The following is a 12,644-nucleotide window of genomic DNA, read 5'->3' on the forward strand; positions in this document are numbered from 1 at the left end:
ATCCTGAGGCTGGAAATACTGCCGCCGGAGGCGGTGCGGCAGTGACCGCCAGGCGGAATGCCTGATCTTCCGGGCGCTGCTGGCCGGCTTCGCCCTTGCATTCCTCGGCGCAATATTGTTGCGTGCGGCGAGGGTGCAAGCGGAGGAGCAGCCAGATGCGCATCGGACTTTACCCGGGGACGTTCGACCCTGTCACTCTGGGACATATCGACATCATCCGGCGTGCGACCCAACTGGTTGACCGGCTGGTCATCGGGGTCGCGATCAACCGCGACAAGGGACCTCTGTTCACCCTGGAGGAACGGGTCGACATGATCGAGGCCGAGATCGGCAAGCTGTCGAAGGAGACCGGCTGCGAGATCCTCGTCCATCCCTTCGAGAACCTGCTGATCCACTGCGCCCGCGATGTCGGCGCCTCGCTGATCATCCGCGGCCTGCGGGCCGTCACCGATTTCGAGTACGAATACCAGATGGTCGGCATGAACCGGGCGCTGGACGACACGGTCGAGACGGTCTTCCTGATGGCCGATGCAGGCCACCAGGCCATTGCCTCGAAGCTGGTGAAGGAGATCTGCCGGCTGGAGGGCGACGTGTCGAAGTTCGTCACCCCGACCGTCAACGATAGACTTCGGGCGAAGCTCTTCTGACCGTCAGGCTGCCGCGCATCTTCGCCGAGGCATCGCGGATGAACTCGGCGCAGAGCCCGGGCTGGGTCAGCGGCAGCATGTGACCGCCGGGCACCGTGCGCAGGCCCATCTGCGGATGCCGGCCGACCAGTTTCGCACCATGGTGCTGCGGATCGAGGATGCGGTCCCCGGTGCCGTAGAGCAGGCGCACCGGCACGGTGAGGTCGGCGTATTTCCTGGCCATCTGCTCAAGCCCGTCGGCGGCATGCATGAAATCGCGGCTGGTGTGGTAGAAGTGGCGCGGCACGAGGGTCAGCATGGCGCCGCCCTGGGTGGCGGCATTGGGCGGCATCTGCTCGGGGGCGTAGAGCGTCTCGATCACCTTCTCGCCGTAGCGCAGCGCCGCGGGGGTGGCGAAGGTCCAGGCCGTCAGGAAGCGTTGCAGGTCCGAGCGGATGGCGAGCCCGTCGAAGATTTCGGCCGGTTCCTGTCCGCGCAGGGTCAGCGGCGCCAGCAGCGCCAGTCCGCGCAGCCTCTCGGCATCCTGAACCGCCATGGCCAGGGCGATCGCCCCGCCGAGCGAATGGCCGACGACCAGGGGTTGCTCGATGCCCAGCTTGTCCATGATCTCGAACATCAGGCGGGCGTTGTCGGCGGGGGCGCAGGGATGGGTCAGCGGGCGTTCCGACCAGCCCATGCCGGGGCGGTCGATGGCGATCACCCTGTGATCGCGCGCCAGGTCGTCGATCAGCCCGCAGTCGAAGTTGCCAAGCTGGCCGCCCAGTCCGTGGATCAGCAGGATGGCAGGACCCTGGCCGACATCGAGGTAGTGCAGGCGCCCGGTCGAGATGCGCGTGAAGGCCCCACGCGGCGGCACCGCGGCCTCGGCCCGGCGTTTCCAGATATAGGCATAGAGGGCGAGGCCCAGGAAGAATGCGAGAAGAAGGCCGAGGAGGCCCAGAACAATAGTCATCTGTCAGACCCGTTTGTGGCCTCGTCGGGACCGAAGCCGGAAATTCCTAGCGCCAGAAAGCCAGCCATTCGACAAAATCGGCGAATTTGCGCATCAGGAACAGGGTATTTTCCCCGCTGCCCGCGATGTTGTCCAGCACCAGCAACGCCACAATGATGGCGCCGAGGATGATCGCGATGCGGTTGGTCACCTGGCTCCTCCCCGGGCAGAAGTCCCTGCCATGAGGGGGTGCTCCGACCCGAGGCAGAGGCCCCTGACACAGGGCTGAGGGAGCTATGCCCCGGCGCGCAGGATAATTCAAGCGCCACGGGGCAGCGGGCGCCCCGAAGGGGGGCGCGCGCCGATGGTCAGGGAGATGTTCAGAGGGTCTTGCCGATGGTGACGGCCATGTCGCCCATGCGGCAGGAGAAGCCCCACTCGTTGTCGTACCACGACAGGATCCGGCAGAGCGTGCCTTCCATGACCTTGGTCTGGTCCAGTGCCACGGTCGAGGAGTGGCTGTCATGGTTGAGGTCGATCGAGACCAGCGGCTCTGCGGTGACGCCCAGGATGCCCTTCAGCGGTCCGGCGGCGGCGGCCTTGATCGCCTCGTTGATCTCTTCGGCCGAGGTCTCGCGCTTGGCGACGAAGGTCAGGTCGACGCAGGAGACATTCGGGGTCGGCACGCGGATCGACACGCCGTCCAGCCGTCCCTTCAGCTCGGGCAGCACCAGGCCGACGGCCTTGGCGGCGCCGGTCGAGGTCGGGATCATCGACATGGCGGCGGCGCGGGCGCGGTAGAGGTCCTTGTGCATCGTGTCCAGCGTCGGCTGGTCGCCGGTGTAGCTGTGGATCGTGGTCATGAAGCCCTTCTCGATCCCGATGGCGTCGTTCAGAACCTTGGCCACGGGCGCGAGGCAGTTGGTGGTGCAGGAGGCGTTCGAGATCACCCTGTGATCGCTGGTGATCGCGTCATGGTTCACGCCGAAGACGGCGGTGACATCCGCATCGGTGCAGGGCGCCGAGACCAACACGCGGGACGAGCCGTTTTCCAGGTGGCGCGCGGCGGCATCGCGCTTGGTGAAGATGCCGGTGCATTCCAGCGCGATATCGACACCCGACCAGGGCAGTTCCTCGGGGTTGCGGATCGCGGTGACCTTCATCCGGCCCATGCCGACGTCCATCCAGTCCTCGCCGGTGGTCACCTCGCCGCCGAAGCGTCCGTGGACGCTGTCATAGCGGAACAGGTGGGCGTTGGTCTCGACGGGGCCGAGGTCGTTGATGGCCACGACCTCGATATCCTTGCGGCCGGACTCGGCAATGGCCCGCAGCACGTTGCGGCCGATCCGCCCGAAACCGTTGATTGCGACAGTGGTCACCATGGAAATGTCCTTTCTGAAAGCGCGACAGGAACGCAGGTCGGTGAGGCGCAGAACAAGGGCTGTTTGCGCTAACGTCACGGCCAAACTCTACCTGTCCGAGGCAAAGGTCAAGCTTGCAGAAGGGGCAAAACGACAAACCCGCCGGCTTGCGCCGACGGGTTCGCGAAACGGGGTGTGTCCGGGCTTACTTCTGCAGCCGGCCCAGGGTGGCGGCGACATCGGCCATGCGGCAGGAGAAGCCCCATTCATTGTCGTACCAGGCCAGCACCCGCACCAGGCGCTTGCCGCGCACCTTGGTCTGGTCGGGGGCGAAGATCGAGCTCTGCTCGGTGTGGTTGAAGTCGATCGAGACCTTGGGCTCGGGATCGTAGCCCAGCACGTGGCCCATGTGACCGGCGGCGGCTTCGCGCACCACTTCGTTGACGTCCTCGACGGTGACGTCCTTCTCGGCGATGAAGGTCAGGTCGACGGCCGAGACATTGGGGGTGGGCACGCGGATGGCCGAGCCGTCCAGCTTGCCGTCCAGCTCGGGCAGCACCAGGCCGATGGCCTTGGCGGCGCCGGTCGAGGTGGGGATCTGGCTCATCGCGGCGGCGCGGGCGCGGTAGAGATCACCGTGGCGACGGTCCAGCGTCGGCTGGTCGCCGGTGTAGCTGTGGATCGTGGTCATGATGCCGCTGTCGATGCCGATGGCATCGTTGAGCACCTTGGCCAGCGGTGCCAGGCAGTTGGTGGTGCAGGACCCGTTCGAGATCATCGTGTCGCCTTCCACCAGGTCGCGGTGGTTGACGCCGTAGACGATGGTCTTCTGCACGTTCTTGGCAGGGGCCGAGATCAGCACCGACTTGGCGCCGCGGGCCATGTGAACGGCAGCGGCCTCGCCGTCGTTGAACTTGCCGGTGCATTCCAGCACCACGTCGACGCCCTCCCAGTCCAGCTCGCTGGGATCGTAGGTCGAGAAGACCTCCATCGGGCCGCGGCCCAGGTCCATGGTGTTGCCGGCCACCTTGACGGTGCCGGGGAAGCGGCCATGGACGCTGTCGTATTTCAGGAGGTGGGCATTGGTTTCGATCGGGCCGGTGGCGTTGATCTTCACCACCTGCACGTCGTTGCGCGCTGCCTCGGCGATATGGGCCAGGGTGCTGCGCCCGATACGACCGAAACCGTTGATGCCAAGCGTGACCGTCATGCCGCTGTCTCCTGCTTTCAATGCTCGCTGGTGTCTTACGCCAAGACCCTGGCCGGGTTAAGGCTGAAAAGTGTTTTGCGACAATATGTTAGCGAAAACATTCGGCGACCTGTGGCTGGTGGCGCTAACCCTATGGCTGGGTTCGCGCTAACAGGTGCTGCGCCGCAGCGTCACCCCGTGGGGCCGAGAGAATCGCCTGTGGGTTGTCGGGGAAGGAGGGGGCGCTGCCGCCCGTCGCCGGATGGCGACTGACAGAAGGAAGGCGGGGGCGCTGCACCCGCCGACGGTTTGCGACTGAAAGAGATAGGGTGGGCTCTGCCCCCGTCTCCGTGCCGGAGACTCCCCCGAAGTATTTTCAGCCTGGTGATGTTCAAAGGGCCCCTTTCATCATCACCGAGCCTGAAATACTCCCGCCGGAGGCATCCGACAGTTCCGGTTGCACCGACGAAAAAGGCCGGGCGCCACGGGGACGTCCGGCCTTTCGCAATCATCGGAGCGTTGCTCAGAGCAGCGATTTCACCTTCTCGGCCACGGCCTGGGCGGTGATGCCGAACTTCTCGTAGAGCTCTTCCGCCGGGGCAGAGGCGCCGAAGCCGGTCATGCCGACGAAGCCCGCCTTGGTCTCGCGGCCACGTTCACCCAGCAGCCACTTGTCCCAGCCCTGGCGCACACCGGCCTCGACCGCGACGCGGACCGGGCCCGCGGGCAGGACGCGCTTGCGGACCTTCTCGTCCTGCTCTTCGAAGAGTTCCCAGCAGGGCATCGAGACGACGCGGGTGCCGATGCCTTCGGCCTCGAGCAGCGCCTTGGCGTCCATGGCGATGGAGACCTCGGAGCCGGTGGCCAGCAGGATCGCCTGGCGCTTGCCTTCCGCTTCGGCCAGCACGTAGGCGCCCTGGGCGACCATGTTCTTCGCCTTGTGCTCGGTCCGCACCGTGGGGACGTTCTGACGGGTCAGCGAGAGCACCGAGGGGGTGCCCTTCTGGGTCAGCGCGATTTCCCAGGCTTCGGCAGTTTCCACCGTGTCGGCAGGGCGGAAGACCAGGGTGTTGGGGGTGGCACGGCACATGGCCAGATGCTCGACCGGCTGGTGGGTCGGGCCATCTTCGCCGAGACCGATGGAGTCATGGGTCATGACGTAGACCGGCGAGATCTGCATCAGGGCCGAGAGGCGCATGGCGGGGCGGGCGTAGTCGGTGAAGCAGAAGAAGGTGCCCGAGTAGGGCTTCACGCCGCCATGCAGCGCCATGCCGTTCATCGCCGAGGCCATGCCGTGTTCGCGGATGCCCCAGTGCACGAAGCGGCCCTTGCGGTTGTCCACGTCGAAGATGCCGAGGTCGCCGGTCTTGGTGTTGTTGGAGCCTGTGAGGTCGGCCGAGCCGCCCACGGTTTCCGGCATCACCGGGTTGATCACTTCCAGCGTCATCTCGGAGGACTTGCGGGTTGCGACCTTGGGCTGGGTTTCCGAGACCTGCTTCTTCAGCGCGCGGACGACAGCGGCCAGCTTCTTCGGCGCCTCGCCGTCGATGCGGCGCTGGAAGTCCTCCTGCTTTCGCTCGGAGAGGGCGGCCAGGCGGCCTTCCCAGGCGAAGCGCTCTTCGGCGCCGCGGCGGCCGATCTCTTCCCAGGCGGACTTGACGTCTGCCGGGATCTCGAAGGCGCCGTAGTTCCAGCCATAGGCTGCCTTGGCGGCGGCCAGCTGGTCCTTGTCGGTCAGCGCGCCGTGGCCCTTGGAGGTATCCTGCGCGGCATGGCCGAGGGCGATATGGGTCTTGCAGGCGATCATCGAGGGCTTGCCCGACTTCTTCGCCGCCACGATGGCCGCGTCGATCTCTTCGGGGTTGTGCCCGTCGATTTCCTGCACATGCCAGCCGTTGGCCTTGAAGCGCGCGACCTGATCGGTCTTCGAGGACAGCTCGACGGTGCCGTCGATGGTGATGTTGTTGTTGTCCCAGAAGACGATGAGCTTGGAAAGCTCATGACGCCCGGCAAGCGAGATCGCCTCTTCCGAGACACCTTCCATCAGGCAGCCGTCGCCGGCGATGACATAGGTGTAGTGATCGACCAGCTTCTTGCCGAACTGGGCGCGCAGCATCTCTTCGGCCATGGCGAAGCCGACCGAGTTGGCGATGCCCTGGCCGAGCGGACCGGTGGTGGTCTCGATACCCTGGGCCAGGAAGTTCTCGGGGTGGCCGGCGGTGCGGGCGCCCCACTGGCGGAAGTTCTTCAGCTCTTCGATGGGGAACTGCTCATACCCGGTCAGGTGCAGCAGCGAATAAATCAGCATCGAGCCGTGGCCGGCGGAGAGGATGAAGCGGTCGCGGTCGAACCAGGTCGGCTGGCTGGCGTCGAACTTCAGGTGCTTGCCGAACAGCACGGTGGCCACGTCGGCCATGCCCATGGGCATGCCGGAGTGGCCCGAATTGGCCGCGGCAACGGCGTCGAGCGTCAGGGCCCGGATCGCGGTGGCCTTGGACCAATGGTCCGGGTGGGCGGAGCGCAGCGCGTCGATTTCCACTGTGGTTTCCTCTCGCAGGGTCTAGGCGTCGATGTTAGCGCGCTCATACCAGCCGCGGCGCGAAAGGCAAGCTTGGCAGGGCATTTGCGCCGGTTTTCGCGGCGTATTTGGGAAAAGACCGGGGTTTCGTTACACTTGGCCAATATTGGGCCGGGCGGCTGATTCGGCTGCAATGACAAGGCTCTGGGGCGAAAGCTTCATGCAGATGGCGGCAGCGGGCCGCCGGGGGCGGGGCAGGGTACTTTTCGGCTGGACCCCGCGGGCCATCCCCGGCAGGAAGGTGCGCAACCGTCGCGCCCCGTCGGTCCGGCAGGGACGTGAGTGAATTTGGGACGAAGCCCCCGGCAGTCGGGGGGATGTTCAAGGGCCCTGAGCAAGGGCCATGTGAGGCAGATGGATGAGTAACCTGGACGACCTGCAGGGCCGGATCCTGGCTGCGATGGATCGGATCGGCGCGGGACTCGATGGTCTGGTCGCCGCGCCCGCGCCGGGCGAAAGCGCCGAGGAGCTGAAGCAGCAGCTTGCCGACGAGCGCACGGCCAATGCCCAGCTGGAAGAGCGGGTGAAGGCGCTGCACCTCCGTCAGGACGAGCTTGAGGCCGAACTGGCTGCGGCGCGGGAGGCTCCGCCGCCGGACGCTCCGGCCCCCGAGATGACCCGCGCCATGGCCGACATGGAAGAGGCGGTGGCGCGACTGCGAGCCGTCAATGCCCGGTTGCGCGACAACAACCGCCTGCTGCGCGACGCGCAGGGCGCGGCCGGGGCCGAGGTGCTGAATGAAAGCCTGGCGGCTGAGCTTGAGGCCCTCAGGGCCGATCACGCCGCCGCAGGGGCCGAGGCCGAAACGATCCTGGCCGCGCTTTCGGCGCTGGTCGAGGGTAGCGAAACCGGAGAGGACGCCTGATGCCCGAAGTCGAGATCACCATCGGCGGCCGCCGCTTCGAGGTGGCCTGCCAGGACGGCGAGGAACATTTCCTGGAAACCGCCGCTGGCATGCTGGATCGCGAGGCGCGTGCCCTGGTGCAGCAGACGGGTCGCATTCCCGAGGGGCGCATGCTGTTGATGGCCGGACTGATGCTGGCTGACCGTACCGCCGGGGTGGAGGACCGTGTCGCGACGCTGAGTGCCGAGATGGAGGCGCTGCAGGCCGAACTGGACGCGCTGCGCAACGCTCCCCCGCCCGAGCCGCAGCGGATCGAGGTGCCGGTGGTGCCCGACAGCGTCAGCGACACGCTGGCCGAACTGGCGGCCCACGCCGAGGCCCTTGCCGAGCGGGTGGAAGAGACCAGCGGCAGCCCTGCCTGATCCGGCACCCACTCGGGGCCCGTCTCCTGCCGTCTGTCCGGCCAATGCCGTGCCCGTCTCGCACGCCTGTCAGCCGCAGAGCTGTGATCGGCCCCCGCCGGGCGTTGCACTGCGGGCTCTTCGCTGCGCTGACGCCTGCTTTCCCTTGCCTCGGCGGTCCGGGCAGGGCCAGGCTTGCCGCATAGCTTGAGGGCTTTCCGGGGGGAACCGCCATACCGATCCGTTCACGGGATGCCTGCATTGCCGTGCTGTCAGCCCTGGTTCTGGCGCCCGTCGCCACGCTGGCCGAGGATATCACCGCAGGGCAATATACCTGTTCGGACGGGGTCGTGCTGTCCTCGGTCTACGTGCCCTCGGAAGGCGCGGGGCCACCGCTATACGTGATCTTTCACGAGGGGCGGCAGTTGGTGCTCTATTCCCTCGGGGATCGGCAGGACGGGGCAGAGGTCTACTGGCAGTATCCCGACTTCAGCGGCTTCACCTGGCAAAGTGCCGGGGCCAGCTCGCTGCGCAGCCATGATCACCAGTCCGGCAAAGATCAGGTCCTGCACGGAGAGTGCCGCTTTTCCGTCGTCGACGGCCAGTCGCCCCGGCGGCGGGGCGGACATGCAAAGGGGCAGAGAGTTTCCCCTCTGCCCCGAAGGCGTCTCGCTCTGCCCGGCTCAGGCGTTGGCGGCGCGGATCTTGTCGGCGGCGTCCTTGTCGTAGGTCACGCCGCTGGCGTCGAACAGCCCGTCCAGCTCTCCCGAGAGGGTCATCTCGGTGATGATGTCGCAGCCGCCGACGAACTCTCCCTTGACGTAGAGCTGGGGGATCGTCGGCCAGTCGGAGTAGTCCTTGATGCCCTGGCGGATCTCGTCATCGGCCAGCACGTTCACGTCGGTGTAGTCGACGCCCATGTAGTTCAGCACCCCGGCCACGCGGCTGGAGAAGCCGCACTGCGGCATGGATTTCGTGCCCTTCATGTAGAGCACGACGTCGTTGGCTTTCACGGTTTCCTCGATGCGGGTCCTGGCGTCGCTCATCTGGGATCCTTCCCGGGGTCTTGCCCCTGCTGCCCCTGGGGAGGGGGCGAAATGCGTTGCTTGCAGGCCTGGGCCTGCGGGTCTCAGGGGGCCTTGGTGGTCAGCGCCAGGGCGTGAAGCTCTCCGGCGGGGCCATCCATCTTGCCCTTCAGTGCGGCATAGACCGCACGTTGCTGCTGCACGCGGTTCTGGCCGCGAAAGCTTTCATCCACGACCATGGCCGAGAAGTGCTGGCCGTCGTCACCCTCGACGATGATCTGGGCATCGGGGAAACTCTCGCGGATGAGGGCTTCGATGTCAGAGGCCTGGATGGTCATGCATGTCTCCATTTGCTTCGTCCCGAAATGTAAGCCCTGGCGCAGCGCGCCGCAAGGGCATGCAGAGGGCGGTCCCTGCGGCCTCGGCCCGGCCGAAGCCTGCCGCCGGGGCGGCCGGTGCGGCGGCGGGACGCCGCGCAAGTGCTTGGAACGTTTCCGCTTTGCGGGCTGACTGGCACGTCGGCGCTGCGCAGTCGCCGCAGTGGCCAGCGTCAGGCTTTCGGGGCGAAATCACGCAGCTCGGCCAGCAGCTTTTCCTTGTCCCGCGCCAGCTTGCGCAGGCGGGCACGTTTCGAGAACACGCGCAGCCGGATCAGCACCCGGTCCCCCAGCCCCTCGATCAGGACCAGCCGGTCGGGATCGCCCGACCAGACGATATTGCCTGGGTTCAGATCCTGGGTCACCGCACCGCTCTCGGCGATCTGGTCGAACAGCTCATCCAGCAGGCGCAGGATGTGGGCGTCGATCCGTCCGGCCCGCGCCAGATCGAGCAGCGTCGGGGCGGCATTGCCATCGGGGCCGACGATCTTCTCGACCATGAAGGCCGGGCCGAGATCCGTGCTGGAGAAGCCGAACAGCCGGGGCAGGAAGGCGGGCAGGGCGCCGTTGCGGGCGATGAGGGCGAGGTATTCCTCGTATTCGCGATACCAGTTGATCAGCCCGCGGTAGCGCCAGATGGCATAGCGTTTCAGCCCGGGTTTCGAGGCATTGCGAAGGTGGCGGCTTTCCCGGTGCGGGACTTTGAGCAGGACATCGAAGAATCCAGGGTGTTGATAAACAACACTTTCCTGCCCTTCCGCCAAGGGAGGGAGACCCGAAAGGAGAATTGTCTGCTCTGCAACTCTGGACATCTGTCACGGCAAAAAAGTGAAATGCTAAGTTTTTGTAACATCGGCTTTTGCGCGCCAAAATACAATATCCCTCCACGTAATTTACGTGGAGGGAAGGTATTTTGTCAGAGGCTGCAAGGGGGGGGCTGCGCGCCCGGTCCGGTGATCAGCCGAAGGTGGCGCCGAAGGCCGTGCGGTAGAGGGTGGACAGCTCTTCCAGCGGCGCCGAGACACCGCCCAGCGTCACCTCGTTGCCGCCGAACTTGCCGACGGTGGTGACGGTGACACCCGCCTTGCCGGCGGCAACCATCAGCGCCTCGGCGCTGTCGAAGTTGCAGGCCACGAGATAGCGCGCCTGATCCTCGCCGAAGAGACGGGCCTGGTCGGTCTCGTCGATCTGCACGCCGACGCCGGCGGCCTCGGCCATCTCGAAGGCGGCAAGCGCCAGGCCGCCGTCCGACAGGTCCGTGCAGGCGGTGATCCAGTCGGTGTTGTCGCGGATGAAGTCGCCATTGCGCTTCTCGGCTTCCAGGTCCACGTGGGGCGCATCGCCCTCGATGCGGTTGAAGACCTCGGCCAGCAGGGCCGACTGGCCCAGGTGGCCGATCGTCTCGCCGATCAGCAGGGCCACGTGGCCCTCGCGCGCCTGGCCGGTGATCGCCTTGGCGGCGTTCTCGATCAGGCCGACGGCGCCGATGGTGGGCGTGGGCAGGATCGCCGAGCCGTCGGTCTCGTTGTAGAGAGAGACGTTGCCCGAGACGATCGGCATGTCCAGCGCAAGGCAGGCCTCGCCGATGCCCTTCAGCGCGCCGACGAACTGGCCCATGATCTGGGGCTTCTCGGGGTTGCCGAAGTTCAGGTTGTCGGTCGAGGCCAGCGGCTTGGCGCCCGAGGCCGTCAGGTTGCGATAGGCCTCGGCCACCGCCTGGCGACCGCCCTCGACGGGGTTCGCCTTGACGTAACGCGGGGTCACGTCGCTGGTGAAGGCCAGCAGCTTCTCGGTGCCATGGACCCGCAGCAGGCCCGAGCCGAAGCCGGGGCCGCGCGTGGTGTCGCCCATGACCATGCTGTCGTACTGTTCATAGACCCACTGGCGCGAGCAGTAGTTGGGGGAACCGATCAGCGCGCGCAACCCGTCGATGGGATCGACGGCGGGCACTTCGGCCAGCTCTTCGGCCTCAGGGGTTTCCACCCAGGGGCGGTCGTACTCGGGCGCCGAGGAGGACAACTTGGACAGCGGCACATCGGCCCAGACGCGGCCCTGGTGGCGGATCTCGAAACGGTCTTCCGCGATGGTCTCGCCGACGATGGCGAAGTCGAGGTCCCATTTCTGGAACACCGCACGGGCCTCGGCCTCGAGCGCGGGGTTGAGCACCATCAGCATCCGCTCCTGGGATTCCGACAGCATCATCTCGTAGGCGGTCATGTTCGGTTCGCGCTGCGGCACGTCGTCGAGGTTCAGGCGGATGCCGAGGCGGCCCTTGTCGCCCATCTCCACGGCCGAGCAGGTCAGGCCGGCCGCGCCCATGTCCTGGATCGAGACCACGGCGCCGGTCTGCATCAGCTCGAGGCAGGCCTCCATCAGGCGCTTTTCGGTGAAGGGGTCGCCGACCTGGACGGTGGGACGCTTCTCTTCGATGGTATCGTCGAACTCGGCCGAGGCCATGGTGGCACCGCCGACGCCGTCGCGGCCGGTCTTGGCGCCGAGGTAGACCACGGGCATGCCGACGCCGGAGGCGGCGGAGTAGAAGATCTTGTCGGCATCGGCGAGGCCCGCGGCAAAGGCGTTGACCAGGCAGTTGCCGTTATAGGCGGGGTCGAAGCGGATCTCGCCGCCGACGGTGGGCACGCCGAAACAGTTGCCATATCCGCCGATGCCCTCGACGACGCCATGCACCAGCTGGCGGGTCTTGGGGTGATCCTTCTCGCCGAAGGACAGGGCGTTCATCGCGGCAATCGGGCGGGCGCCCATGGTGAAGACATCGCGCAGGATGCCGCCCACGCCGGTGGCCGCGCCCTGGTAGGGCTCGATGTAGGAGGGGTGGTTGTGGCTTTCCATCTTGAAGATGACCGCCTGGCCGTCACCGATATCGACCACACCCGCGTTCTCGCCCGGGCCGCAGATCACCTGCGGGCCTTCGGTGGGCAGGGTGCGCAGCCATTTCTTCGAGGACTTGTAAGAGCAGTGCTCGTTCCACATGGCCGAGAAGATGCCGAGCTCGGTGAAGGTGGGCGCGCGGTCCAGGATGCGCAGGATCTCGGCGTATTCCTCATCGTTGATGCCGTGGCTGGCGATAAGGTCCTTGGTGATTTCCGGCTCTTGCATGCTGACCCCCTGGGTGACGTTGCCCGGCGTTTACGCGATGGCGCTGGTTTGGGGAAGGGGGGCGGGGCGATTTCCCATGGATTGCGGGGGATGGCGCGACAACTGGGCGGCTCAGCGGGCGCTGCCCCGTTGCCGGAGGCGACCGGCAGGAAAGGGAAGGGGGCTCTGCCCCCA

12 protein-coding genes are annotated in these 12,644 nt (G+C 66.4%); 3 read left to right on the top strand and 9 right to left on the bottom strand.

Annotated elements, in window-relative coordinates; translation table 11 throughout:
- Positions 1-155 precede the first annotated feature (155 nt).
- Positions 156-647, top strand: a complete 492-nt coding sequence (coaD, locus tag OS124_RS0105020; RefSeq protein ID WP_010138275.1) for a pantetheine-phosphate adenylyltransferase — start codon at positions 156-158, stop codon at positions 645-647.
- Here coaD and OS124_RS0105025 read toward each other — a convergent pair.
- The 5 genes from OS124_RS0105025 to tkt form a co-directional block, all read right to left on the bottom strand.
- On the bottom strand, positions 616-1,599 hold the full coding sequence (locus tag OS124_RS0105025) for an alpha/beta fold hydrolase (RefSeq protein ID WP_010138276.1): 984 nt from the start codon (positions 1,597-1,599) through the stop codon (positions 616-618). The genes coaD and OS124_RS0105025 overlap by 32 nt on opposite strands.
- Before the next feature lie 46 nt (positions 1,600-1,645).
- A complete protein-coding gene (locus tag OS124_RS27305; protein WP_029375186.1) occupies positions 1,646-1,789 on the bottom strand; it encodes a hypothetical protein in 144 nt (47 codons plus the stop codon).
- A 169-nt stretch (positions 1,790-1,958) separates the two neighbouring features.
- Entirely contained in the window at positions 1,959-2,960 is a 1,002-nt protein-coding gene (gene gap, locus OS124_RS0105035) for a type I glyceraldehyde-3-phosphate dehydrogenase (protein WP_010138277.1), read from the bottom strand.
- 184 nt (positions 2,961-3,144) lie between these two features.
- Complete coding sequence (gene gap / locus OS124_RS0105040; protein ID WP_010138278.1) at positions 3,145-4,149, bottom strand: type I glyceraldehyde-3-phosphate dehydrogenase; 1,005 nt, start codon at positions 4,147-4,149, stop codon at positions 3,145-3,147.
- Between the two features lie 502 nt (positions 4,150-4,651).
- Positions 4,652-6,667, bottom strand: coding sequence for a transketolase (gene tkt / locus OS124_RS0105045; protein ID WP_010138279.1), 2,016 nt, complete (start codon positions 6,665-6,667; stop codon positions 4,652-4,654).
- Between the two features lie 397 nt (positions 6,668-7,064).
- Between tkt and OS124_RS0105050 the strand changes: the two genes are divergently transcribed.
- Together OS124_RS0105050 and OS124_RS0105055 are read left to right on the top strand one after the other, a co-directional pair.
- The gene (locus tag OS124_RS0105050) at positions 7,065-7,571 is read left to right on the top strand and encodes a hypothetical protein (protein WP_010138280.1); all 507 of its coding nucleotides are present in this window, start codon (positions 7,065-7,067) and stop codon (positions 7,569-7,571) included.
- Entirely contained in the window at positions 7,571-7,972 is a 402-nt protein-coding gene (locus OS124_RS0105055) for a cell division protein ZapA (protein ID WP_010138282.1), read from the top strand. The genes OS124_RS0105050 and OS124_RS0105055 overlap by 1 nt, the downstream gene beginning before the upstream one ends.
- A 662-nt stretch (positions 7,973-8,634) precedes the next feature.
- Here the strand turns inward: OS124_RS0105055 and grxD are convergent.
- The 4 genes from grxD to purL form a co-directional block, all read right to left on the bottom strand.
- Positions 8,635-8,997 carry a Grx4 family monothiol glutaredoxin gene (grxD, locus tag OS124_RS0105060; RefSeq protein WP_010138284.1) on the bottom strand — a complete coding sequence of 121 codons (363 nt, stop codon included), beginning with the start codon at positions 8,995-8,997 and terminating at the stop codon, positions 8,635-8,637.
- Positions 8,998-9,080: 83 nt separating this feature from the next.
- Complete coding sequence (locus OS124_RS0105065) at positions 9,081-9,314, bottom strand: BolA/IbaG family iron-sulfur metabolism protein (protein ID WP_010138285.1); 234 nt, start codon at positions 9,312-9,314, stop codon at positions 9,081-9,083.
- Positions 9,315-9,526: 212 nt separating this feature from the next.
- Positions 9,527-10,165, bottom strand: coding sequence for a YrbL family protein (locus OS124_RS0105070; RefSeq protein ID WP_083834537.1), 639 nt, complete (start codon positions 10,163-10,165; stop codon positions 9,527-9,529).
- A 145-nt stretch (positions 10,166-10,310) separates the two neighbouring features.
- Complete coding sequence (gene purL, locus OS124_RS0105075) at positions 10,311-12,470, bottom strand: phosphoribosylformylglycinamidine synthase subunit PurL (protein WP_010138287.1); 2,160 nt, start codon at positions 12,468-12,470, stop codon at positions 10,311-10,313.
- Between the last annotated feature and the right edge of the window lie 174 nt (positions 12,471-12,644).

This window comes from Oceanicola sp. S124, assembly GCF_000220565.1.
In the GTDB taxonomy this organism is placed as follows: domain Bacteria; phylum Pseudomonadota; class Alphaproteobacteria; order Rhodobacterales; family Rhodobacteraceae; genus Pseudooceanicola.